Annotated in this window: 25 protein-coding genes, 1 other RNA gene and 1 other annotated feature; of the genes, 24 read left to right on the top strand and 2 right to left on the bottom strand. The window is 33.1% G+C overall.

Going from position 1 to position 25,858, the window contains the following annotated elements; all coding sequences use genetic code 11:
• Positions 1-8: 8 nt before the first annotated feature.
• From aspS to SAMSHR1132_RS07665, 3 genes are all read left to right on the top strand, one after another.
• Positions 9-1,775 (top strand): aspartate--tRNA ligase, encoded by a 1,767-nt coding sequence (gene aspS / locus SAMSHR1132_RS07670; protein WP_000044808.1) that lies wholly within the window; start codon positions 9-11, stop codon positions 1,773-1,775.
• Positions 1,776-1,852: 77 nt separating this feature from the next.
• Positions 1,853-2,043, top strand: a non-coding RNA gene (gene ssrS, locus SAMSHR1132_RS13810) — 6S RNA.
• 191 nt (positions 2,044-2,234) lie between these two features.
• Positions 2,235-3,008 (top strand): tRNA threonylcarbamoyladenosine dehydratase, encoded by a 774-nt coding sequence (locus SAMSHR1132_RS07665; RefSeq protein WP_000682641.1) that lies wholly within the window; start codon positions 2,235-2,237, stop codon positions 3,006-3,008.
• Between the two features lie 162 nt (positions 3,009-3,170).
• On the opposite strand, the gene SAMSHR1132_RS07660 is transcribed toward SAMSHR1132_RS07665, so the two are convergent.
• Positions 3,171-4,445 carry a replication-associated recombination protein A gene (locus SAMSHR1132_RS07660; protein WP_000102733.1) on the bottom strand — a complete coding sequence of 425 codons (1,275 nt, stop codon included), beginning with the start codon at positions 4,443-4,445 and terminating at the stop codon, positions 3,171-3,173.
• Positions 4,446-4,529: 84 nt separating this feature from the next.
• On the opposite strand from SAMSHR1132_RS07660, the gene cymR reads away from it, so the two are divergent.
• The 3 genes from cymR to SAMSHR1132_RS07645 all read left to right on the top strand — a co-directional run bounded on the left by cymR (position 4,530) and on the right by SAMSHR1132_RS07645 (position 5,413).
• Positions 4,530-4,952 carry a cysteine metabolism transcriptional regulator CymR gene (gene cymR, locus SAMSHR1132_RS07655; protein ID WP_000704122.1) on the top strand — a complete coding sequence of 141 codons (423 nt, stop codon included), beginning with the start codon at positions 4,530-4,532 and terminating at the stop codon, positions 4,950-4,952.
• 101 nt (positions 4,953-5,053) lie between these two features.
• Positions 5,054-5,236: a CsbD family protein gene (locus SAMSHR1132_RS07650; protein ID WP_000752908.1), complete on the top strand. Its 183-nt coding sequence runs from the start codon at positions 5,054-5,056 to the stop codon at positions 5,234-5,236.
• Between the two features lie 36 nt (positions 5,237-5,272).
• Positions 5,273-5,413: an SAS049 family protein gene (locus tag SAMSHR1132_RS07645; protein ID WP_000009234.1), complete on the top strand. Its 141-nt coding sequence runs from the start codon at positions 5,273-5,275 to the stop codon at positions 5,411-5,413.
• 267 nt (positions 5,414-5,680) lie between these two features.
• Here SAMSHR1132_RS07645 and SAMSHR1132_RS07640 read toward each other — a convergent pair whose 3' ends face one another.
• On the bottom strand, positions 5,681-6,682 hold the full coding sequence (locus SAMSHR1132_RS07640) for an LLM class flavin-dependent oxidoreductase (protein ID WP_000178132.1): 1,002 nt from the start codon (positions 6,680-6,682) through the stop codon (positions 5,681-5,683).
• Between the two features lie 313 nt (positions 6,683-6,995).
• On the opposite strand from SAMSHR1132_RS07640, the gene SAMSHR1132_RS07635 reads away from it, so the two are divergent.
• The 18 genes from SAMSHR1132_RS07635 (at position 6,996) to pxpA (ending at position 25,855) form a co-directional block, all read left to right on the top strand.
• A complete protein-coding gene (locus SAMSHR1132_RS07635) occupies positions 6,996-8,138 on the top strand; it encodes a cysteine desulfurase family protein (protein ID WP_000409154.1) in 1,143 nt (380 codons plus the stop codon).
• Positions 8,139-9,257, top strand: coding sequence for a tRNA 2-thiouridine(34) synthase MnmA (mnmA, locus tag SAMSHR1132_RS07630; RefSeq protein WP_000066108.1), 1,119 nt, complete (start codon positions 8,139-8,141; stop codon positions 9,255-9,257).
• A gap of 514 nt (positions 9,258-9,771) precedes the next feature.
• Positions 9,772-10,440, top strand: a complete 669-nt coding sequence (locus SAMSHR1132_RS07620; protein ID WP_000567012.1) for a tetratricopeptide repeat protein — start codon at positions 9,772-9,774, stop codon at positions 10,438-10,440.
• Between the two features lies 1 nt (position 10,441).
• Complete coding sequence (gene recD2, locus SAMSHR1132_RS07615) at positions 10,442-12,931, top strand: SF1B family DNA helicase RecD2 (RefSeq protein ID WP_001283330.1); 2,490 nt, start codon at positions 10,442-10,444, stop codon at positions 12,929-12,931.
• Between the two features lie 33 nt (positions 12,932-12,964).
• Positions 12,965-13,141 (top strand) — a binding site (T-box leader).
• 132 nt (positions 13,142-13,273) lie between these two features.
• Positions 13,274-15,904, top strand: a complete 2,631-nt coding sequence (gene alaS, locus SAMSHR1132_RS07610) for an alanine--tRNA ligase (RefSeq protein WP_000734060.1) — start codon at positions 13,274-13,276, stop codon at positions 15,902-15,904.
• Between the two features lie 62 nt (positions 15,905-15,966).
• The gene (locus tag SAMSHR1132_RS07605) at positions 15,967-16,227 is read left to right on the top strand and encodes an IreB family regulatory phosphoprotein (RefSeq protein WP_000426912.1); all 261 of its coding nucleotides are present in this window, start codon (positions 15,967-15,969) and stop codon (positions 16,225-16,227) included.
• Between the two features lie 3 nt (positions 16,228-16,230).
• Complete coding sequence (gene ruvX / locus SAMSHR1132_RS07600; protein ID WP_000939064.1) at positions 16,231-16,659, top strand: Holliday junction resolvase RuvX; 429 nt, start codon at positions 16,231-16,233, stop codon at positions 16,657-16,659.
• 14 nt (positions 16,660-16,673) lie between these two features.
• Positions 16,674-16,982, top strand: coding sequence for a DUF1292 domain-containing protein (locus SAMSHR1132_RS07595; protein ID WP_000134779.1), 309 nt, complete (start codon positions 16,674-16,676; stop codon positions 16,980-16,982).
• Between the two features lie 280 nt (positions 16,983-17,262).
• A complete protein-coding gene (locus SAMSHR1132_RS07590) occupies positions 17,263-17,901 on the top strand; it encodes an O-methyltransferase (protein WP_000342257.1) in 639 nt (212 codons plus the stop codon).
• Positions 17,902-17,903: 2 nt separating this feature from the next.
• Positions 17,904-18,827: a peptidase U32 family protein gene (locus SAMSHR1132_RS07585; protein WP_000137782.1), complete on the top strand. Its 924-nt coding sequence runs from the start codon at positions 17,904-17,906 to the stop codon at positions 18,825-18,827.
• 11 nt (positions 18,828-18,838) lie between these two features.
• The gene (locus SAMSHR1132_RS07580; protein ID WP_000848308.1) at positions 18,839-20,107 is read left to right on the top strand and encodes a peptidase U32 family protein; all 1,269 of its coding nucleotides are present in this window, start codon (positions 18,839-18,841) and stop codon (positions 20,105-20,107) included.
• A complete protein-coding gene (gene udk, locus SAMSHR1132_RS07575; protein ID WP_000648618.1) occupies positions 20,107-20,730 on the top strand; it encodes a uridine kinase in 624 nt (207 codons plus the stop codon). The genes SAMSHR1132_RS07580 and udk overlap by 1 nt, the downstream gene beginning before the upstream one ends.
• A gap of 27 nt (positions 20,731-20,757) precedes the next feature.
• Positions 20,758-21,234 (top strand): transcription elongation factor GreA, encoded by a 477-nt coding sequence (greA, locus tag SAMSHR1132_RS07570; protein ID WP_000431313.1) that lies wholly within the window; start codon positions 20,758-20,760, stop codon positions 21,232-21,234.
• A 314-nt stretch (positions 21,235-21,548) separates the two neighbouring features.
• A complete protein-coding gene (gene pxpB / locus SAMSHR1132_RS07565; RefSeq protein ID WP_000354590.1) occupies positions 21,549-22,283 on the top strand; it encodes a 5-oxoprolinase subunit PxpB in 735 nt (244 codons plus the stop codon).
• Complete coding sequence (locus tag SAMSHR1132_RS07560; RefSeq protein WP_000152860.1) at positions 22,273-23,277, top strand: 5-oxoprolinase subunit C family protein; 1,005 nt, start codon at positions 22,273-22,275, stop codon at positions 23,275-23,277. Before pxpB ends, SAMSHR1132_RS07560 begins: the two co-directional genes overlap by 11 nt.
• Before the next feature lies 1 nt (position 23,278).
• Entirely contained in the window at positions 23,279-23,728 is a 450-nt protein-coding gene (locus SAMSHR1132_RS07555) for an acetyl-CoA carboxylase biotin carboxyl carrier protein (protein ID WP_000350645.1), read from the top strand.
• A gap of 13 nt (positions 23,729-23,741) precedes the next feature.
• Positions 23,742-25,103 (top strand): acetyl-CoA carboxylase biotin carboxylase subunit, encoded by a 1,362-nt coding sequence (locus tag SAMSHR1132_RS07550; protein WP_000942719.1) that lies wholly within the window; start codon positions 23,742-23,744, stop codon positions 25,101-25,103.
• The gene (gene pxpA, locus SAMSHR1132_RS07545) at positions 25,103-25,855 is read left to right on the top strand and encodes a 5-oxoprolinase subunit PxpA (RefSeq protein WP_001261807.1); all 753 of its coding nucleotides are present in this window, start codon (positions 25,103-25,105) and stop codon (positions 25,853-25,855) included. Before SAMSHR1132_RS07550 ends, pxpA begins: the two co-directional genes overlap by 1 nt.
• Positions 25,856-25,858: the final 3 nt, after the last annotated feature.

Below are 25,858 nucleotides of genomic sequence, written 5' to 3'. Positions count from 1 at the left end.
GTTATATTATGAGTAAGAGAACAACTTATTGTGGATTAGTTACTGAGACATTATTAGGACAGGAAATTACATTAAAAGGATGGGTTAACAATCGTCGTGACTTAGGCGGATTGATTTTTGTTGACTTAAGAGATAGAGAAGGTATTGTACAAATCGTATTCAATCCCGCATTTTCAGAGGAAGCATTAAAAATTGCTGAGACAGTACGTTCTGAATATGTAGTAGAAGTAAAAGGTACAGTTACTAAGCGTGATGCTGAAACGGTGAACCCTAAAATAAAAACTGGACAAGTTGAAGTACAAGTTTCAAATATTAAAGTTATTAATAAATCAGAGACACCACCATTTTCAATAAATGAAGAAAATGTAAACGTTGATGAAAATATTCGATTGAAATATCGTTATTTAGATTTACGTCGTCAAGAATTGGCTCAAACATTTAAAATGAGACATCAAATTACACGTTCTATTCGTCAATATTTGGATGATGAAGGGTTCTTTGATATTGAAACACCTGTATTAACAAAGTCAACGCCTGAAGGTGCACGTGACTATTTAGTACCATCTCGTGTCCATGATGGTGAATTTTATGCTTTACCTCAATCACCACAATTATTTAAGCAATTATTGATGATTAGTGGATTTGACAAATACTACCAAATCGTAAAATGCTTCCGTGACGAAGATTTACGTGCAGATCGTCAACCTGAATTTACACAAGTCGATATCGAAATGAGTTTCGTTGATCAAGAAGATGTGATGTTGATGGGTGAAGAAATGCTTAAAAAAGTTGTTAAAGAAGTAAAAGGCGTTGAAATTAATGACGCGTTCCCAAGAATGACTTATAAAGAAGCAATGCGTCGCTTCGGTTCAGATAAACCAGATACACGTTTTGATATGGAATTAATTGATGTTTCACAATTAGGACGCGATATGGACTTCAAAGTATTTAGAGATACTGTTGAAAATAATGGTGAAATTAAAGCAATTGTTGCAAAAGGTGCAGCTGAACAATATACTCGTAAAGATATGGATGCATTAACTGAATTTGTAAACATTTATGGTGCTAAAGGATTAGCGTGGGTTAAAGTTGTTGAAGAAGGTTTAACAGGCCCGATTGGACGTTTCTTTGAAGCGGAAAACGTTGAAACTTTACGTTCATTAACTGGTGCTGAAGCTGGAGACTTAGTTATGTTTGTTGCAGATAAGCCAAATGTTGTAGCACAAAGTTTAGGTGCTTTACGTGTGAAACTTGCTAAAGAATTAGGATTAATAGATGAATCTAAATTAAACTTCTTATGGGTGACTGATTGGCCTTTATTAGAATATGATGAAGATGCAAAACGCTATGTAGCAGCACATCATCCATTTACATCTCCTAAAGAAGCTGATATTGCTAAACTTGATTCTGCTCCTGAAAAAGCTGAAGCAAATGCATACGACATAGTATTGAATGGATATGAACTAGGTGGAGGATCAATCAGAATTCATGATGGTGAATTACAACAAAAAATGTTTGAAGTACTTGGATTTACTAAAGAACAAGCACAAGAACAATTTGGTTTCCTATTAGATGCATTCAAATATGGTGCACCTCCACATGGCGGAATAGCCCTTGGATTAGACCGATTAGTTATGCTATTAACTAATAGAACAAACTTGAGAGATACTATTGCATTCCCGAAAACTGCATCAGCTACATGTCTATTAACAAATGCACCAGGTGAAGTATCTGATAAGCAATTAGAAGAACTTTCTTTACGAATTCGTCACTAAATTTTAAAAAATCAATAAACTTTAGATTGTTATAATTTCATTAATATAAAATCTATGGTAATATAACATCATAAGATAGTCATCTGAGTTGTTCGTAAGTTTGCTTTTTAATTTGGGCCTAACAATCTTTGATCAAGGGAGCCCAATGGGTTTTCTTGCAGCGTACACGCCTTATTTGAAGGACGTACAAAACAAGAAACAGGGCACCCACCTGTATATAACAGGCCGAATGATCAAGCTATTATAACTACGGCAATACGGACTCTATCGATACGCAAGACTTTGTCTTGCGTATTTTTATGCGCTTATTTAAGACGATTTATTAAATTAAGTTAATGGACAATGATTAACTATCAAGTGAAGGTACCGATGTTAATAAAATATTTAAACCTATAATGATAAAATTTAAAAATTAAGTTACTATGTAATTAAGTATAAATCAGTGAAAGAGGTATAATGATGAAACATCAATTTTCAAGAAATGAACTTGCAATAGGACAACAAGGATTAGATTTATTAAAGGAACAAACGGTTGTCATACTAGGTGTTGGAGGCGTAGGTTCATTTGCTGCTGAAGCCTTAGCAAGAACAAATATAGGGCATATTATATTAATAGATAAAGATGATGTTGATATTACAAACGTTAACAGACAGTTACATGCGCTAACTACTACTGTAGGCCAAAGTAAAGTTTCACTTATGGAAGAACGTATTAAATTAATTAATCCAGATTGTAAGGTCACGCCTTTACATATGTTTTACACAGAAGAAACATATGAAGAAATTTTTGATAATTATGATATAGATTATTTTGTTGATGCTAGTGATACGATTATGTATAAAGTTCATTTAATGAAAGAATGTCTTGAAAGAGGGATTAAAGTAATTTCAAGTATGGGTGCTGCAAATAAAACAGACCCAACACGTTTTACTATAGCTGATATTTCTAAAACACACACTGATCCTATGGCTAAAATTATCCGTCATAAATTGAAAAAATTAGGTATTCGCAAAGGTATACCTGTTGTATTTTCAGATGAAAGTCCAATAGTTATTAGAGAAGATGTAAAAGAAGTAGTAGGAGATAAAAATGCTATTAACCGAAAAGGGCAAATGCCGCCTTCATCTAATGCTTTTGTTCCAAGTGTAGTTGGATTAATTTGTGCGAGTTATGTCGTAAATGATGTATTAAAAGACATTCCTGTACGACGTATTAAAGACAAAGGACAATAATTATTATAGAGTTAATTTAAACTAATTATAGTGAATTCTAAATTGCATAAATACAATAAAAACTGACTAGTTCTTAAATGCATCATACGATGCATCATGATCTAGTCAGTTTTTATTTGTTGATAGGATTATAAATGTTTTGAATTTGATTTAACATATTTTCTATGGTCTTTGTTTTAATAAATTGTTATATATTTCTTTAAATTGTTGTTCACTTTTCGATGTTGTTTTTGGTTCATAATAAATTTTGTTTTTAAGTTTATCAGGCAAATATTGTTGTGAAACATATCCGTTCACATATTGGTGTGGATACTTGTAGCCAATAGCACGACCTAAATCTTTTGCGCCTTGATAATGTCCATCTTTTAAATGATTTGGAATTTGACCGACGTTTCCTTTTCTAATATCTGATAATGCGCTGTCAATAGCGCTCATTGCTGAGTTCGACTTAGGAGATAAACATAGTTCAATAACTGCTTGACTTAAAGGTATTCTGGCTTCTGGTAAACCAAGGCGTTCAGCTGATTCAATAGCAGCAAGTGTTCTTTGACCGGCATTTGGTGACGCTAAGCCTATATCCTCATAACTGATGACTAATAAACGTCGAACAATTGTAGGTAAATCTCCAGCCTCAATTAATCGTGCTAAATAATGTAAAGCAGCATTCACATCGCTGCCGCGAATAGATTTTTGGAATGCGCTCATAACATCATAATGCATGTCTCCATCTTTATCACTTACAAATGCACCTTTCTGTAAACAATCTTTCGCATCTTGTAAAGTAATATGTCGATATCCATCTGTATCTACTTCAGCACTTAATACAGCTAATTCTAGTGCGTTTAAGGCACTTCGAACATCACCTTGACTTTGTGTTGAAAAGTAAATCATCGCATCTTCATCAATTTTTGGTTGGTATGTCTTTAATCCATTTGCCTCATCATCAACTGCACGATTTAATGCGTGGCGCACATCATCATCATTAAGTGGATATAGCTCGAAAATTTGCGCTCTTGAGCGAATTGCAGGATTAATGGCATGATAAGGATTAGAAGTTGTAGCACCAATCAAAATGATTTTACCGTTTTCTAAATGTGGTAATAAAAAATCTTGTTTAGCTTTATCTAATCGATGGATTTCATCTAGTAGTAATATAACTTGACCAGACATTTTTGCTTCTTCTACAACGAGTTGCATATCCTTTTTCGTATTTGTTACCGCATTTAATTGTCTAAACTTAAATTGACTGCTTCCAGAAATAGCTTTAGCAATACTTGTCTTTCCAATGCCAGGTGGGCCATAAAAAATCATCGATGATAATTTTTTAGTGTCAACCATTCTTCTAATAATGCCGCGTGGACCAACTAAATGTTGTTGGGAAATAATTTCATCTATATTTTTAGGGCGCATTCTCGACGCTAATGGTTCTGTACTCACATTTGTCACACCTTTCTAATACTATCTTAACGTAAAAAATGGTAAAATGGGAATATGAATATTCGAATTAAGTGAGGTTATATAATGAAAATTTCTACTAAAGGGAGATATGGACTTACATTAATGATTTCCCTTGCTAAAAAAGAAGGGCAAGGATGTATATCATTAAAGTCAATCGCTGAAGAAAATAATTTAAGCGATTTGTATTTAGAACAACTTGTAGGTCCACTAAGAAATGCGGGATTAATTCGAAGTGTACGTGGTGCTAAAGGTGGCTATCAATTAAGAGTACCAGCAGAAGAAATCTCAGCAGGGGATATTATTAGATTGTTAGAAGGTCCAATTACGTTTGTTGAAAGTATTGAATCAGAACCACCCGCACAAAAGCAATTATGGATTCGTATGAGAGATGCTGTTAGAGACGTTTTAGATAATACGACATTGAAATATTTGGCGGAATATGTTGATACAAGTGAAGATTTAGATGGCTACATGTTTTATATTTAATTATTTATAGAGTTTGAAGATTAATATGAGAACTAAATTATATTATGTTTAAATCGCCTCCTTTGTGGTATATAAAATTATACATCAGAGGAGGTTTTACTATGGCAGATGAAAGTAAATTCGATCAGTTTAAAGGAAATGTTAAAGAAACAGTAGGAAACGTAACAGATAATAAAGAATTAGAAAAAGAAGGACAAGAAGATAAAGCGGCTGGTAAAGCAAAAGAAGTAGTTGAAAATGCTAAAAACAAAATAACAGATGCAATTGATAAGTTAAAAAAATAAATTTTCAATTAATTTATTATTAGAGGAGAGATAAATATGAGTTTTATGGATAAAGCAAAAGATGCAGTAGATAAATTTAAAAATAGTGATAATGAACAAGTTCAAAAAGTAAAAGATAAAATTAATGAATATACAGGTTCAAATAAAGAAGAGAAAAAAGAAGACGAAGATAAATAATTATACTTAAAAGTTAATGTATCAAATGAAAACATCATTTTTTCATAAGCAATATACAACTCCCCATTTCTTAAACATTCAAAAGTTTAAAGGAAATGGGGAGATTTATATTTGTTCAACAATTTTTATGGAAATTTATGCCATTACATAAAGTAGATTAGATAGCTAATCTGTTATATATAAATACATTTATACTTCGCTACAATTTTCATAAAATGTATAGTTGAGCGTATTCAAAATAGAACATTTATTGCATTTTAAACTATTTTAAAGATTTATCTGATCTATAACGTTTTTTAATCTACGATACGATTCAATTTGTTTATCTTTATCATAAATGTAACTTACAGCCATTATTTCATTTACTTCACCATAATCCGTTATAAACTTTTGAATCTGTTGTTTGACGGTGTCTTCAGATCCGATTAATGAATGGCGTTGTCTGTCAATGGCCATTGCGTATTCTCTCGGTGTTAACAAACTTTGTAACTCATGTGTTGGAGGTTGGACTGGTTGCATTCTTCCCCGTGTTATACTTACCATCACTTGTGACATTGTTGAAGCTAGGAATTGTGCTTCGTCATCAGTTTCAGCAACAATTGCATTTAAGCAAACAATTACATATGGTTCATCTAATACATCTGAAGGTTCAAATAATTCTTTGTAAATTTCGATTGCTTCTTTCATTTGTTGAGGTGCAAAATGCCCTGCGAATACATAAGGAAGCCCTTTACGTGCTGCTAAGTGAGCAGAGTCAGTCGATGATCCGAGAATATATAATGGTACATGTTTATCAACTGCTGGGTAAGCACGTACATATGCTTGTTGATTACTAGGGCCAAAATATTGTTGTAATAATGACACTTCTTCGGGAAATTTATATACGCCATCATGTTGATCACGTCTTAATGCGCTCGCTGTCATCATATCTGTTCCAGGTGCACGACCTAGTCCTAAATCAACGCGATTAGGGAATAGTGTTTCCATTGTGCCAAATTGCTCGGCAACAATTAAAGGTGCATGGTTAGGCAACATAATACCTCCAGAGCCAACACGAATACGTTTGGTATGTTCGAGAGTATGTTGTATTAATAGAGCTGTGGCTGAACTGACTAAATTTGGTGCATTATGATGTTCAGCAATCCAGTATCGTTCATAAGATAAATCATCTAAGTTTTGTGCGAGTGTGATCATATCACTAATTGCTGTGCGCTCATTTTCGCCTTCGCGAATCGGTACGAGATTTAAAGCTGAATATTTCATCGTCATTTTTGCAACGTCCTTTCATCTATATGATATAAGAAGTATACCAGTCAGATGTGAAGATAAATATAAAATTGCTCAATTTAAAAAAAACAGTTTTGTATCACATAATACTAATTTCAAATAATCAAGAATTACTGATTTTAAAAAAATGACATAATTAAAGTGCTAAAGTTTGAAAAGTCTCTCGAAAAGCAAGTAAAGAAAATGGTAAAATATAATTAAAAACATTATAAATAAAGTTAAACAGAAAAGTAGAAAAATAGTATGTAAGGTGCTATTATTGGAACATTGATAAAATTGTGAGGAGTGTCCAAACATGGAAATTTATGCAGATTATGCTGCGACCACGCCGGTAAAACCTGAAGTGATAGATGCAATGATGACAATATACGATTCTCATTATGGTAATCCATCTTCAATTCATGCTAAAGGTAGAGATGCACGTAAATATTTAGATGAATCAAGACGTAAAATTGGTCAATTATTAGGTGCAAATACCCATGAAATTATATTTACAAGTGGTGCAACAGAATCAAATAATACTGCAATTAAAGGCATAGTAAAGGCGAATGAACAGTTAGGGAATCATATTATTACTTCGAAAATAGAACATCATTCTGTGTTACATGTATTTGAACAACTTGAACGAGAAGGATTTGATGTAACTTATCTTGATGTAGATGATACTGGTGCGATTGACTTAGACCAACTAGAAGAAACAATTACGGATAAGACAATCTTAGTATCGATTATGTTTGTAAATAATGAAGTTGGTACAGTTCAACAAATTTATGATATTCAAGACATCATTGCTGAAACTAATGCATATTTCCATGTTGATGCAGTACAAGCAATAGGACATCTTGATGTTAAATTTGATGAATTTAATATAGATGCAATGAGTATTACTGCCCATAAATTTGGCGGTCCTAAAGGTGTAGGTGCATTGCTTGTTAAAGATCATGTAACACTAGATTATCCTCAACTTGGTGGGGAACAAGAATTAAAGCGTCGTGCAGGAACTGAAAATCTGGCACAAATAGTTGGAATGGCAAAGGCTTTACAATTAGCAGAAGAAAACAGAGATAGTAATAATATTCATTTAATGAATTTGAAAGAGCAATTTTTAGTGAAGTTGCAAGAAAGAGCCATTCCATTTGAATTAAATGGATCTATGACGGATGCAACAGGGCATATTGTAAATCTTTATTTCCCATTTGTTGAAGTAGAAACAATGTTAACTTTACTTGATATGGCACAAATTTATGTTTCATCAGGTTCAGCTTGTACAGCAGGTTCAACACAACCATCTCATGTGTTAGATGCAATGTTTGAAGATGAAGAGCGTTCAAATCATTCAATTAGATTTAGCTTTAATGAATTAACAACTGAAAACGAAATTAATGCAATTGTAGCTGAAATTCATAAAATATATTTTAAATTTAAGGAGGAGTCATAGGTGTCAAATAAAGATATTCGCGTTGTAGTTGGCATGTCAGGCGGTGTAGATAGTTCTGTAACGGCCCATGTTTTAAAAGAACAAGGTTATGATGTCATAGGCATATTTATGAAAAACTGGGACGACACAGATGAAAATGGTGTGTGTACTGCCACAGAAGATTACAATGATGTAATTGAAGTTTGTAATCAAATAGGTATACCATATTATGCAGTGAATTTTGAAAAAGAATACTGGGATAAAGTGTTTACGTACTTCTTAGATGAGTATAAAAAGGGACGTACACCAAATCCAGATGTGATGTGTAATAAAGAAATAAAATTCAAAGCATTTTTAGAGCATGCGATGAATTTAGGTGCGGATTATGTGGCAACAGGACATTACGCACGTATTCGTCGTCATGAAGATGGACACGTAGAAATGTTGCGAGGCGTCGATAATAATAAAGATCAAACATATTTCTTAAATCAATTATCTCAAGATCAACTTTCAAATGTAATGTTTCCAATTGGAGATATCGAAAAGAGTGAAGTACGTCGTATTGCTGAGGAACAAGGACTTGTTACTGCCAAGAAAAAAGACTCCACTGGTATTTGTTTTATCGGTGAGAAAAACTTTAAAACATTCTTGTCTCAATATTTACCGGCACAACCAGGTGATATGGTTACACTTGACGGTAAAAAAATGGGTAAACATAGTGGTTTAATGTACTATACGATTGGTCAAAGACATGGATTAGGTATCGGTGGCGACGGTGATCCTTGGTTTGTCGTTGGTAAAAATTTAAAAGACAATATTTTATATGTAGAACAAGGCTTCCATCACAATGCACTTTACAGTGATTATCTTATTGCTTCTGATTATTCGTTTGTTAATCCTGAAGATAATGATATAGACGAAGGTTTTGAATGTACTGCAAAATTTAGATATCGACAAAAAGATACTAAGGTTTTTGTAAAGCGTGAAAATGAACATGCTTTACGTGTCACTTTTGATGAACCTGTAAGAGCTATCACACCTGGACAAGCTGTTGTCTTTTATCAAGGTGATGTTTGCCTTGGCGGAGCAACGATCGATGATGTATATAAAAATGCAGGTCAACTAAATTATGTCGTATAAATGTTTGTGATTTAAAGTGATATAAATGATTGAGTAATATTATATATATGATATGTGATTTTTCAACCCATCATGTAGCGAGTCGGACAGTGTAGAGCCACTAATGATTTACTATGTAGTGGTTCTTACACATTAGCCACAGCTAATATGTACTTAAAAATAGGAATACATGAGTAAAACTCATGCATAAGAAATACTAATATCTAAAGAAAAAGAATTGCTTTATGTTGGGGCCCACCCCAACTCGCATTGCCTGTAGGATTTCTTTTCGAAATTCTCTGTGTTGGGGCCCCAACACAGAAGCTGGCGGAAAGCCAGCTTACAATAATGTGCAAGTTGGGGTGGGGACCCGCCAACTACTGCTAATATAACATTGTAGAGCCTAGGACATTTGTGTCTCAGGCTCGCTTTTATTGGATGGGAAATACATAGTAATTCTAAATGATTACTGTTATAAGATTTGAGACAGAGTAATTATTGAAATGTTATAATTGTTAAGAAATGAGGTTCGGACATGATAGATCAACAGACAATATATCAATACATTCAAAACGGGGAAATAGAGGCTGCGTTACAAGCACTTTTCGATAATATCGAAGAAGACCCTAATATTATTGAAAACTATATTAATGCCGGTATTGTTTTGGCAGATGCGAATGAGATTGAAAAAGCAGAACGATTTTTCCAGAAAGCTTTAACAATCGATTCACAAAATGGTATCGTTTTTTACAATTTAGCTAACATATATTACAATCAGCAACGTTATCAAGAATCTATTAAATTATATCAACAAGCGTTGCGAACTAACATTGAACAAGTTGACTGTAATTATATGATTGGTATGGCATTTAATCAATTAGAAGCATTTAAACAAGCCTTACCATTTTTAATGACTGCTGCTGAATTAGATGAAAACAATGATATAGAAGTTCAATTTCAATATGGCCTAGTCTTATGCCAACTTGAAATGTTTGATGAAGCTATTACACAACTTAAACATGTTTTAGCAATAGATGGAAATCATGTTGATGCAAGATACAACTTAGGCTTAGCAATATTTATGAAGAATGAGAATATTGACGAGGCTATCGGGCATTTTAAAGAAGCAGTACAAATTGATCCTAAGCATTTGTTAAGTCAACATGCATTGAAAACATTCACTACAATGAAAGAGGAGGAATAGTATGTCAGACCCTACACTATTTGATTATTCGATGATCAAAGGTACTGTTGAAGCGATATTGTTTCAAAACAGTGATAATTTTTATACGGTGCTCAAAGTAGATACCATTGAAACAAATGAAGATTTTGACACAATGCCAACAGTTGTAGGGTTTCTTCCAAATATTGTTGAAGGAGATGTCTACACGTTTAAAGGACAAGTGGTTGAACATCCTCGTTACGGTAAACAATTAAAAGCCGAAACATTTGAAAAAGAATTGCCACAAACTAAAGAGGCCATCATAAGTTATTTATCAAGTGAGTTGTTTAAAGGTGTTGGTAAAAAAACTGCTCAAAATATTGTAAATACATTAGGTGAAAATGCGATTAACGATATATTGGATGATCCGACGGTATTGGAAAAAGTTTCAGGATTACCGAAAAAGAAACAAAAGCAAATTGCAGAACAAATTTCAGCAAATCAAGAATCAGAAAAAATTATGATTCGTTTGCATGACTTAGGATTCGGTCCAAAACTTTCAATGGCAATTTATCAATTTTATCTTGGAGAGACACTTTCGATTTTAGATCAAAACCCATATCAATTAATTTACGATATTAAAGGGATTGGCTTTAACAAGGCGGATCAACTTGCTAGAAATATTGGGATAGCATATAACGATAATGAGCGATTAAAAGCAGCACTGCTTTATACATTAGAGGAAGAATGCATAAAACAAGGACATACATATTTGCCTGTTAATGTTGTCATTGATTTAACTGCTGAAGTATTAAATTATCAAGACGATGAGTTCATCGATTCTGAAAAATTAGACGAAATGTTGCAATTTTTGAATGAAGAAAAGAAATTAATCATTGATAATGAGCAGGTGGCAATTCCTAGCTTGTATTACTCAGAAATCAAAAGCGTTCAAAATTTATTTCGAATAAAGACGCATACAAATAAACTTACTGAAATTGAACAGTCTGACTTACAGATGCATATTGGTGATATTGAAGATGCCAATCAAGTGAACTATGCAGCTTCACAAAGAGAAGCTTTACAAACAGCAATTAATTCTAAAGTAATGTTGTTAACTGGAGGGCCTGGTACTGGGAAAACGACAGTAATTAAAGGCATAGTAGAATTGTACGCAGAAATTCATGGATTATCTTTAGATTATGATGATTATGTTAACGACGACTATCCTGTTGTATTAGCAGCACCAACAGGAAGAGCATCAAAACGGCTACAAGAGTCCACTGGATTAGAAGCAATGACCATTCATCGTTTAATTGGATGGAATCAAGATACAAAGCCAGAGGATATTCTAGATAATGAGATAAATGCACGACTAATTATTATTGATGAAATGTCAATGGTGGATACATGGTTGTTTCATCAGTTTTTAAGTGCGGTCCCATTAGATGCTCAATTAATATTTGTAGGTGATGAAGATCAACTACCTTCAGTAGGTCCTGGTCAAGTTTTTAAAGATTTAATTGAATCTAAAGCGATTCCTAGAGTGAATCTAACAGAAGTTTACAGACAACAAGATGGTTCAAGTATTATTGAATTAGCACATCGAATGAAATTAGGGCAGAAAATTGATATTACACAACGTTTTCATGATCGTAGTTTTATTAATTGCCAAGCTAATCAAATTCCAGATGTTGTTGAAAAAGTTGTAACTAGTGCAGTTAATAAAGGATATACAATGGCAGATATTCAAGTGCTTGCACCAATGTATAAAGGAAATGCTGGTATTAAACGATTAAATCAAGTTTTGCAAGAGATATTAAATCCTAAAGTAAAAGATACGCGTGAAATTGAATTTGGTGACGTTGTATTTAGAAAAGGAGATAAAGTTCTACAACTTGTTAATCGACCTAATGATAATATATTTAATGGTGATATAGGTGTTATTGTTGGCATTTTTTGGGCTAAGGAAAATGCACTTAATAAAGATGTACTTGTTGTTGATTTTGAAGGTAATGAAATTACATTTACAAAACAAGATATGATGGAGTTAACACATGCATATTGCACTTCGATTCATAAATCACAAGGTTCAGAATTTCCAATTGTTATTATGCCGATAGTTAAACAATATTTTAGAATGTTACAAAGACCTATTTTATACACAGGTTTAACAAGAGCTAAAACAAGTTTGGTTTTACTTGGAGATCCAGAAGCATTTGATATTGGATTGAAAACAAATGGTCAAGCACGTTTAACACAGTTGTGTACCTTATTAAAAGGATATTTTAATTCTGATTCAGATGATAGCGCGACAACCTTTGTTGAAAACGGTACAAGTTCTAAACAAAACGATTCAATTGAGAGTGATGATAATCAAATTGAATTATTAAATGATAACGTCGAAGTAGACTTACCTGAGAATAAATCTACACAAAAAAATAATATTGTTCTAACTGAAGCTACTATATTTAAAATAGACCCTATGATTAATATGGGGGAAATCACGCCATATGACTTCATAGAACGTTGACAACAGGCATAAATGTCACTAAAATAGAATTAAATTCGTATAAAGATGAGTAGTTAATGATTTGTATCTCAGAGATGTGCTGGTTGGTGTAAAGTACAACAAACATTAGTGAACGCTACTTTATGCACAACTGTATAGTCAATTTAAAGTGATAAGCGTCTTAATTACGCTTATAACTAGGGTGGTACCGCGATAACGTTCGTCCCTTTTGAGGATGGGCGTTTTTTATTTTTTATAAAATATATGCATTTTTTTGTCGACGGTATAATTAAATTGATTATCTGTGTCATCAATTTTTATGGAATGATAATTTTTAAAAACAGTAAATAGGATGTGTAAATGATGAAAAAGTTAAAAGCGAGTGAAATTAGACAAAAATATCTTGATTTCTTTGTTGAAAAAGGACATATGGTAGAACCTTCAGCACCTTTAGTACCGATTGATGATGATACATTATTATGGATTAATTCAGGTGTAGCAACATTAAAGAAATATTTTGATGGTCGTGAAATACCTAAAAAACCTAGAATTGTAAACTCTCAAAAAGCAATTCGTACAAATGATATTGAAAATGTTGGTTTCACAGCGCGTCACCATACATTCTTTGAAATGCTAGGTAACTTCTCAATTGGTGATTACTTTAAACAAGAAGCAATTGAATTTGCATGGGAATTTTTGACAAGTGACAAATGGATGGGTATGGAACCAGATAAGTTGTATGTCACAATTCATCCAGAAGATATGGAAGCATATAATATTTGGCATAATGATATCGGTCTTGAAGAAAGTCGCATTATTCGTATTGAAGGTAACTTTTGGGATATCGGAGAAGGACCTTCTGGACCTAATACTGAGATTTTCTATGATCGTGGTGAAGCATATGGACAAGATGACCCAGCTGAAGAAATGTATCCAGGTGGAGAAAATGAACGTTATCTTGAAGTTTGGAATTTAGTATTTAGCGAATTCAACCATAATAAAGATCACAGTTACACACCACTACCTAATAAAAATATTGATACTGGCATGGGGTTAGAACGTATGGCCTCAGTATCTCAAAATGTTCGTACAAACTATGAAACAGATTTATTCATGCCAATTATGAATGAAATTGAAAAAGTTTCTGGCAAACAATATTTAGTGAATAGTGAGCAAGATGTGGCATTTAAAGTTATTGCTGATCATATCCGAACAATTGCATTTGCGATTTCAGATGGTGCTTTACCTGCAAATGAAGGACGAGGCTATGTGTTACGACGCTTATTACGTCGTGCGGTAAGATTTAGTCAAACTTTAGGAATCAACGAACCATTTATGTATAAATTAGTTGATATTGTTGCAGATATTATGGAACCTTACTATCCAAATGTTAAAGAAAAAGCAGATTTTATTAAGCGTGTTATTAAATCTGAAGAAGAGCGATTCCATGAAACATTAGAAGAGGGCTTAGCGATTTTAAATGAATTAATTAAGAATGCGAAAACATCTACAAATGAAATTGCTGGTAAAGATGCATTTAAATTATATGATACGTATGGTTTCCCAATTGAATTGACAGAAGAAATTGCACTTCAAGAAGGATTAAACGTTGATATGACTACATTTGAGTCAGAAATGCAACAACAACGTGACCGTGCACGTCAAGCACGTCAAAATTCACAATCAATGCAAGTTCAAAGTGAAGTATTGAAAAATATTACGACTGAAAGTACGTTTGTTGGCTATGAAACTGCCACAGCACAAACTACTTTAACACACTTAATTTATAACGGTGAAGAAGTAAACCAAGTTGAAGCAGGCGAAACAGTGTATTTCATGTTAACAGAAACACCATTTTATGCGGTTAGTGGTGGACAGGTTGCAGATACAGGTATTGTATTTAATGATAATTTTGAAATTGCTGTTAGCGAAGTAACAAAAGCACCAAATGGTCAAAACTTGCATAAAGGTGTTGTACAATTTGGTCAAGTTAATGTTGGCGCAACTGTGTCTGCTGAAGTAAACCAAAATGACCGACGTGACATTCAAAAGAATCATAGTGCTACTCATTTACTACATGCTGCACTTAAAACTGTGCTAGGCGATCATGTTAATCAAGCAGGTTCATTAGTTGAAGCAGATCGTTTACGATTTGATTTTTCTCATTTTGGACCAATGACAAATGAAGAAATTGATCAAGTGGAACGTCTAGTAAACGAAGAAATTTGGAAAGGTATTGACGTAAATATCCAAGAAATGGATATAGCGTCTGCTAAAGAAATGGGTGCGATGGCATTATTTGGTGAGAAATATGGCGAAGTTGTACGTGTAGTAAATATGGCGCCATTTTCAATTGAATTATGTGGCGGTATCCATGTACGTAATACTTCTGAAATTGGTTTGTTCAAAATTGTAAGTGAATCAGGTACAGGTGCAGGTGTTCGTAGAATTGAAGCTTTAACTGGAAAAGCAGCATTTTTATATTTGGAAGGCATTCAAAATAAATTCAATACTATGAAGTCACATCTTAAAGTCAAATCGGATGATCAAGTTGTTGATAAATTGACTCAATTGCAAGATGAAGAGAAAAACTTATTAAAACAATTAGAGCAACGTGATAAAGAAATTACGGCACTTAAAATGGGAAATATTGATGATCAAGTAGAAGAAATTAATGGCTTTAAAGTATTAGTTACGGAAGTAGATGTGCCAAATGCCAAAGCAATTCGCTCGACAATGGACGATTTTAAATCTAAACTACAAGATACAATTATCATTCTTGCAAGTAATGTTGATGATAAAGTATCAATGGTTGCAACTGTCCCTAAATCTTTAACGAACCAAGTTAAAGCTGGTGATCTTATAAGAGAAATGGCGCCAATTGTTGGCGGTAAAGGTGGCGGTCGTCCAGATATGGCTCAAGGTGGCGGTACACAACCTGAAAATATCTCAAAATCATTAAGCTTTATTAAAGATTACATTAAAAATCTATAATTTAAAGCCATAATATTGTATGATGATAGTGAGTTATATTTGTAATTAAAGGAGTGTCGCAAATGGAAAACTTTGATAAAACAATGAAATTCGACTATGAAGAGCTTCCAACACAAGACGTTAGAGATGTTTTAAATAATGTTTATCGTACATTAGATGAACGAGGATATAATGCCGTTAACCAAATCGTTGGTTACTTATTATCAGGCGACCCTGCATATATTCCACGCCAAAATGAAGCAAGAAACCAAATTCGTCATATCGATAGAGATGTCATTATGGAAGAACTTGTTTCATACTATTTAAAAGAGCAAAACAAATAATTTATGTTACAGCATAAAATTTTAGGACTAGATGTTGGTAGTAGGACAGTAGGAATTGCAATTAGTGATTTAATGGGTTGGACGGCACAAGGATTAGACACACTCCGTATCAATGAAGAAAATAATGAACTAGGTATTGACCAATTAGTGGACATTATTAAAAAACACAACGTAGGTACAGTCGTAATAGGACTACCTAAAAACATGAATAATTCAATAGGTTTTCGTGGGGAGGCATCTCTAACATATAAAGAGAAATTGCAAGAAGCTTGCCCATCTATTGAGATTGTGATGTGGGATGAAAGATTAAGCACAATGGCTGCTGAACGATCATTATTAGAAGCAGATGTTTCAAGACAAAAAAGAAAACAAGTGATTGATAAAATGGCAGCAGTATTTATTTTACAAGGCTATTTAGATTCACTACATTAAAAGGAGATTTTACTATGACTGAACATAATCATGATTCACAACTAGAAATTAATAACGAAGAAGAACTATTAACTTTATTTGATGAAGAAGGTAATGAAGTTTTATACCGTAAAGTATTAGAATTTTATCACCCAGAATTCAAGAAAGAATACGTTATTTTAGCAGAAGAAGGTGCACAATCAGATGAAGATGACATGATTGAACTTGTACCAATGATTAACGAACCAGATGAGTCAGGTGACGGTGGTAAATTAGTGCCAATCGAAACTGATGAAGAATGGGATATGATTGAAGAAGTCGTTAATACGGAAATGGAAGAATAAAAAACATAAGTCACTCTTGCTTGCCTTTAGATGGGTAAGTGAGAGTTTTTTGATGTCAATAACTCATATTTAAATAACGCTTATAATTTTGTTTGAAATATGGTAAAATATCTAAAGTTAATTTTTATATGAATGATTCGCTTCTAAGAATAAAATAGCATTGCGTCTAACACGAAATCAGTCATTTAATTGATTGGCACGATCGAAATCAATTGTGAAGGCTGATTTATTTTATTGTCATAATCATATTGATTTATTTTACATAAAGGAAGTTTAAAACATGGATGATCTAAATAAAAAATATTTAATAGATTTACATCAACATCAAAATAGTCCTATTGAAGTATTGCGTGACTTTGCAATAACAAATGAAGTGCCAATTGTTGATCGTTTAACTTTAGATTTGATTAAACAACTTATTCGAATGAATAAAGTAAAAAACATTTTAGAAATTGGAACAGCAATAGGTTATAGTTCTATGCAATTTGCCTCATTATCTAATGATATTAATGTCACTACGATAGAGCGTAATGAGACGATGATTAAGTATGCGAAACAAAATTTTGCTGACTATAAACTTGGAAACCAAATTCGTTTAATAGAAGGTAATGCATTAGAGCAATTTGAAAATGTAAATGATAAAGTTTATGATATGATATTTATTGATGCAGCAAAAGCGCAATCGAAGAAGTTTTTTGAAATATATACACCACTTTTAAAACAACAAGGTCTCGTTATTACAGATAATGTTTTATACCACGGTTTCGTATCAGATATTGGAATCGTTAGGTCGAGAAATGTAAGACAGATGGTTAAAAAAGTTCAAGATTATAATGAGTGGTTAATACAGCAACCGGGATATACAACGAATTTTTTAAATATAGATGACGGATTAGCGATTTCAATTAAAGGAGAATGACTATGACAGAATTACTTGTCACACCCAAGTCATTAAGCCATATGGAAACACTTATTGAAAAAGGTGCAGATGCTTTTGTAATTGGTGAACAAAAGTTTGGCTTAAGACTTCCTGGGGAGTTCAATAGACAACAAATGACAGAAGCTGTTGCATTAGCACATGAAAATGGCAAAAAAGTATACACAGCAGTAAATGGTTTATTCCATAATTATCATTTAGATGCTGTAGAAGATTATATTAATTTTTTACATGAAATAAGAGTGGATAGAATTATATTCGGAGATCCAGCTGTAGTGATGTATGTTAAAGCTCAAGAAAATCCAATTCCGCTTCATTGGAATGCAGAGACGTTAGTAACAAATCATTTTCAATGTAATTACTGGGGTAAAAGAGGTGCGTCTAGAGCAGTTTTAGCACGTGAATTAAATTTAGATGAAATCATAAATATAAAAGAAAATTCAGATGTTGAAATAGAAGTACAAGTCCAAGGTATGACATGTATGTTCCAATCTAAACGTATGTTACTTGGTAATTACTACACTTTCCAAGATCGTCAGATGAAAATAGAACGTCGCAATGATGAACAATCTTTATTACTTTACGATGAAGAAAGACAAAATAATTATCCTGTATATGAAGATTATAATGGAACACATATTATGTCACCGAATGATATTTGCTTAATTGAAGAATTAGCACCATTTTTTGAAGCTGGTATAGATGCTTTTAAAATCGATGGTATTTTACAAACAGAAGAATATATAAATGTTGTAACGGAACAGTATCGTCAAGCGATAGATTTGTACAATGAAGACCCTGAAATTTATGAGGATGAGAAATTTATGTTGATGGATCCAATAGAAGAAATTCAACCTGATCATCGCCCATTTGACGAAGGTTTCTTATATAAACAGACAGTATACTAAGGAGGATAATCATGAAAACAATAGAAGAGATTAAATCAACTCCTAAAACAGTTATGAAGAAACCAGAATTATTAGCACCAGCAGGTAACTTAGAAAAATTAAAAATTGCTGTTCATTATGGTGCAGATGCGGTATTTTTAGGTGGCCAAGAATACGGGTTACGATCTAATGCTGATAATTTCACAATGGAAGAAATAGCTGAAGGTGTTGAATTTGCGAATCGTTACGGTGCTAAAATTTATGTAACAACGAATATAATTGCACATGATGAGAACATTGAAGGTTTAGAAACATATTTACGTAATTTGGAAAAAACTGGCGCAACAGGTATTATTGTTGCAGACCCATTAATTATAGAAACTTGTAAAGAAGTTGCACCAAATCTTGAAATTCATTTATCAACACAACAATCACTTTCAAATTACAAAGCTGTTGAGTATTGGAAAGAAGAAGGATTAGATCGTGTTGTACTAGCACGTGAAACAGGCGCAATGGAAATGCGTGAAATGAAAGAAAAAGTTGACATTGAAATTGAAGCATTTATCCATGGTGCGATGTGTATTGCTTATTCAGGTAGATGCACATTAAGTAATCATATGACTGCAAGAGATTCGAATCGTGGTGGATGTTGTCAAAGTTGCCGTTGGGATTATGAACTATTAGAAGTTGATGATAACGGTGAACTTGATGTATTTTATAATCAAGGTGAGGTAACACCATTTGCGATGAGTCCTAAAGATTTAAAATTAATCGAATCTATTCCTCAAATGATGGATATAGGTGTGGATTCATTAAAAATTGAAGGGCGTATGAAATCAATTCATTATATTGCGACAGTTGTCTCAGTATATCGTAAAGTTATTGATGCCTATGCAGCTGACCCTGAAAACTTCAAAATTAACCCAGAGTGGTTAATTGAATTAGATAAGTGTGCAAATAGAGATACTGCGCCAGCATTTTTTGAAGGAACGCCAGGTTACGAAGAGCAAATGTTTGGTCAGCAACAATCGAAAAAGTCGCCATTTGATTTTTGTGGATTAGTATTAGATTATAATGAAGATACAAAAATTGCGACGATTCAACAACGTAATAATTTTAAACCGGGTCAAGAAATTGAATTCTTTGGTCCAGAAATTGAAACATTTACACAAGTAGTAGAAGCAATTTATGATGAAGAAGGTAACAGCTTAGACGCGGCGCGCCATCCATTACAAATCGTTCAAATCAAAGTGGATCGCCCGATATATCCAAACAACATGATGAGAAAGGAAATTGGCTAATGAAGGCTACTACAATCATTGGTATAGCTGGTGGATCAGGCTCAGGTAAGACAACTGTAACAAATGAAATAATGAAAAATTTAGAAGGGCATAGTGTGGCTTTATTAGCGCAAGATTACTACTATAAAGACCAGACGCACTTGACTTTCGAAGAGCGACTAGAAACCAATTATGACCATCCGTTTGCGTTTGATAACGATTTGTTAATTGAAAATCTTAAAGATTTAAAAAGTGGCAAAGCAGTAGAAGTACCTACTTATGATTATGCTAGTCATACAAGAAGTGACATTACCATTGATTTTAAACCTAAAGATGTTATCATCGTAGAAGGTATTTTTGCTTTAGAAAACAAGGTATTACGTGATATGATGGATGTTAAAATATATGTTGATACAGATGCTGATTTAAGAATATTACGTCGTTTAACACGAGATACTAAGGAACGCGGTCGTTCAATGGATTCTGTAATCAATCAATATTTAAGTGTTGTTAGACCTATGCATGACCAATTTATTGAACCAACGAAGAAATATGCTGATATAATTATTCCTGAAGGTGGTAGCAATAAAGTTGCAATAGATATCATGACAACGAAAATTCAATCTTTAGTTAGTAAACAATAGTATAACTCAGTAAAGGAAGATGACATTATGGAAAATCAAAAGCAATACCCAATGACTCAAGAGGGTTATGAAAAACTAGAACGTGAATTAGAAGAATTAAAAACGGTAAAACGTCCAGAAGTAGTAGAAAAAATTAAAGTAGCACGTTCATTTGGTGACTTATCAGAGAACTCTGAGTATGATGCAGCAAAAGATGAACAAGGATTTATAGAACAAGATATTCAACGTATTGAACATATGTTAAGAAATGCATTAATCATTGAAGATACTGGCGATAACAATGTTGTTCAAATTGGTAAAACTGTAACATTTGTTGAACTACCAGGTGATGAAGAAGAAAGTTACCAAATAGTAGGTTCAGCAGAATCTGATGCTTTTAATGGCAAAATTTCTAACGAATCACCTATGGCTAAAGCATTAATTGGTAAAGGGTTAGATGATGAAGTACGTGTACCTTTACCGAATGGTGGAGAAATGAACGTTAAGATTGTTAAAATTCAATAATTAGTAATAAATTTATTTAGACTACGATTGATGTATGTTAAACATACGTTGGCCGTAGTCTTTTTTTGTGCTGTGTTTCTTGCGAAGGCATAAGACTAACTTGGTCAGTCCGGTGGATAATAATTTAAAGAAAAGATGGTTTATGTTCACTACTTAACTTTGTTTTTTAAAGTAAACGATAATTATTCAAAATAATTGATTATCATTTGTTATTGTATACGATTATAATTACTTATTAAACAACTCGGGTATCGCAGTGATACAATGAAAAGGTATTCAATAGTGTTTTGTTGCAATACGAAGGGGGATTTAATGTGGATATAAGATTTATTAACGAGCAAACAATCATGATTTATTTTAAAAATGAAATAACTGAAGTAACTTATCATAATGTCATGTCAATGATGCGTTGGATAAGTGAAAAAAATATTTCAGAGATTCAAGATATTGTGCCATCGTATCGTGCTATTTTAATTTATTTTGATGATCAAGCTATAACAGCTTCAAAATTAATTGAAAATTTAGAACTTACAAAATTCAATGATAAAAATATTATTGATGTGAATCAGCATAAACGTATTATTAAAATACCTGTTCTCTATGGTGGGATGTTTGGTCCAGATATTGAAGAAGTTGCAGAGTATAATCAGATTTCAACTAAACAGGTTATTGAAAAACATACAAGTAGACCTTATTTAATATATATGCTGGGTTTTATGCCTGGATTTCCTTATTTAGGTGGTTTAGATGAATCTCTACATACACCTAGACGTAGTGAACCAAGGCTTAAAATAAAAGCTGGCTCTGTAGGTATTGCGAACAATCAAACAGGATTATACCCACTTGATTCCCCAGGTGGTTGGCAAATTATTGGACGAACTCCAGTTACAGTTTTTAATAGTAAACGTAACCCAATGACTTTATATGAAGCTGGTGATTGGATTCATTTTTATGAAATTGATGAAAAACAATATAAACAAATAGAAAAAAACATTTCTGAAGATAAGTTTAACTTTGCTGATTTGGTGGTGACAGAAATTGACTATTAAAATCTTACAACCTGGTTTATTTTCAACGATACAAGATAAAGGGCGAAGTGGTTTTGAACATGTAGGATTTTCTGGCGCAGGTGCTATGGATCAGCCTAGTTTTAAAGTTGCACAGTCTTTAATTGGGAACGAAGGACCTGCAATTGAATATACTGTGATAGGACCGACAATTCAGTTTAATACACAAAATACAATTGCACTTACTGGTGGTACTGTAAATGCGACACTTAATTGTGAGTCGATTCCGATGTATACAGTCATATTTGTAAATAAAGGAGATATTTTAAAAATAGGTCAAATCACAGAAGGCGCGCGTGGATATATCACATTTGGTAATCCGATTAATGTTCCTTTAATTGCTGGGAGTTATGCGACACATACTCGAAGTGGTATAGGTGGATATAAAGGTAGAACTTTGCTTTCGAATGATTGTATTACTATAAATATGAACGAACATTTTAAAGAAAATATTGGTAAGTGTATTAACGTAAATTTACTTCCAGAAAACAATATTATACACATACTTAAGGGGCCGCAAATTGAGTCGTTTTCAGAAGAAGCTATAAAAAAACTAGTAAATCTTCCATATACAATAACGGAACAATCAGATCGCATGGGTTATCGCTTGGAAGGTGAAAATGTTGCGCCAATTAACCATGCGGATATTATTTCAGAACCAGTTGCTTTAGGTAGCATTCAGGTACCGAACGACGGACAGCCAATTATTTTGTTGAATGATAAACAAACAATTGGTGGATACACCAAAATTGCAACTGTATGCAAGTTTGACTTGGGAAAATTAGCGCAGATGAAGCCAAAAGACCAGGTACAGTTTAAATGGCTTTCTTTTCAAGAGGCAGAAAAAAAGAATCGAGAACAAATGTCTATACTTAATGATATTTTAAAGGAAAATCTAGTATCACCAGTATTTGATATTTCAAAAATGCGCCAAACTTCTAAAAAATTAGCAACGTTAGTTAAAGGGGACTTTTAAAATGGATATTGAAAAAATCGAACAAATAATAAAGGTAGTAAAAGATTATGATGTAAAGAAATTTAAATATAAAAACTTTGATGATGAAATTGAAATTGATTTTACAGAAGAGCAACCTAAATCAGTTTATAGCAATTACCATAATCAAAACAATGATAATGAAACAGTAGTGGCCGATAAAAATGATAGCAAGAATGATACACATTCAGATGAAGGTGAAGCAATAAAATCCCCAATGGTTGGCACATTCTTTTTACAAGATAGTAAAGAACTTACTGAACCAAAGATTAAAGTTGGAGATACAGTAAATAAAGGCGATGTTATAGGATACATTGAAGCAATGAAAGTATTAAATGAAGTAACGACTAACGTTAGTGGAGAAGTCGTGGAAATTGTAGTTGATCATGGAACAAATGTTGAATATGATCAAGTGTTAGTGCGTGTAAAGTAAAGGGGGAAAACAAATGCTTCGTTGTTTAATTGCAAACAGAGGTGAAATCGCTGTAAGAATTATACGTGCTTGCAGAGAAATGGGAATAGATACTGTTGCAGTATATGCAAAAGGTGATGAACAAAGTTTACATGTTCATTTAGCAGATCAGGCTATATGTATTGGTGAAGCAAATGCTTTAGACAGTTATCTAAACATAAACCGTATAATTGCAGCTGCAGAAATAACAGGTGCAAATGCAATTCATCCAGGATATGGATTTTTATCAGAATCAACAAAATTTGCTCAAGCTGTAGAAGAACATAACATTTTGTTTATAGGTCCTACTAAGGAAACAATGCAAATGATGGGAGATAAAATAACTGCAAGACAAACAGTACATCGAGCTGGTGTTCCAGTTATTCCAGGTTCTAATGATGCTATCAATGAAGTTTCTGAAATAGAAACTCTTGCAAAAGATATCGGGTATCCAGTTGTAATTAAGGCCGCAAGTGGTGGCGGTGGTAAAGGTATTCGTATCGTTAAACGTGCCGAAGATCTTGAAAAAGCTTTTAAAGAAGCTAAAAGTGAAGGACAAAAGTATTTTGATGATGAGCGTGTATATGTAGAAGCTTTTATTCCTGTGGCAAAGCATGTAGAAGTGCAAATTATGGGAGATGGTAAAGATAATTATGTGCACTTAGGTGAGCGTGATTGTTCAGTACAACGTAAAAATCAAAAATTGATAGAAGAATCACCTTGCGCGGCACTTTCAGAAGAGAGACGACAACAAATTTGTAATGATGCAGTAAAGGTAGCGCGTGCTGCTAATTATAGAAGTGCAGGTACGATAGAATTTTTAGTAACAGAAGATGCACATTATTTCATTGAAATGAATGCACGAATTCAAGTAGAACATACAGTTACTGAAATGAGAGCAGAAAGGGATTTAGTTGCAGCTCAACTATTTTTACTTGAGCAAGACCGACTACCTTTTACACAAGAAGACATTAGATTTAATGGTCATGTTATAGAAGCGAGAATTAATGCTGAAAATCCAGAAAAGAAATTTATGCCAACGCCAGGCAAAGTGACTGGTTTACATTTACCTCAAGGTTTTAATGTACGTGTTGACTCTTTGTTATATCACGGTTATCAAGTATCACCATACTATGATTCTTTAGTTGCAAAAGTTATCGTAAAAGCGCGTGATAGAGCTGCTGCAATTGAAAAATTAAAAGTTACATTAGATGAAATGGTGATTGATGGTTTTTCAACAACAGCAGATTTTTTATATGCAGTATTAAATTATCCAGCATATTGCGATGGCGATGCGAAAGATGTTGATATCAAATTTTTAGAAAAGCACCAAATAGTAAACGGGGTGGAATTATAATGCGAGTCGATTTGAATTGTGATTTAGGAGAAGCATATGGAAATTATTCGTTTGGTGGTGATCATCAAATTATTCCATTAATTACAAGTGCAAATATTGCTTGTGGATTTCATGCAGGTGATGAAAATGTAATAAATGAAACTGTTAAGTTAGCAAAAGAACATAACGTTGCCATAGGCGCACATCCAGGCTTACCTGATTTAAAGGGGTTTGGTAGACGAAATATGGATATGTCTTTAGATGAAATTTATAATCTGATGATTTATCAATTAGGTGCACTACAAGGGTTTTGTCAAATTTATCAGGTTAGAATAAGTCACGTAAAGCCACATGGAGCGTTATATCAGATGGGAGCAAAAGATAAAGCGATTGCAAGAGTGATTGCACAAGCTGTTTATGACTTTGATCCCTCATTAGTCTTAGTTGGCTTGGCAAATTCATTCTTAATTTCTGAAGCAAAAGATGTTGGGCTCATTACAGCATCTGAAGTTTTTGCTGATAGACGTTATGAGGATAATGGACAGTTAGTAAGTAGGAGAGAAAGTGGAGCGGTTATCACTGATACTGAAGAAGCATTAAATCAAGTTTTGAAAATGGTTAAAGAAAATAAAGTCATCTCGAAAAACAACAAAGAAATAACGTTACAAGCAGATACAATCTGCGTGCATGGTGATGGTGCTCATGCTTTAGATTTTGTATCGAAAATAAGAAAAATATTAACGAAAGAAGGCATTGATATTCAATCCTTATAGGGG

The sequence above is a fragment of the Staphylococcus argenteus genome (genome assembly GCF_000236925.1).
In the GTDB taxonomy this organism is placed as follows: domain Bacteria; phylum Bacillota; class Bacilli; order Staphylococcales; family Staphylococcaceae; genus Staphylococcus; species Staphylococcus argenteus.
This window is presented reverse-complemented; position numbering and strand designations above follow the sequence as displayed.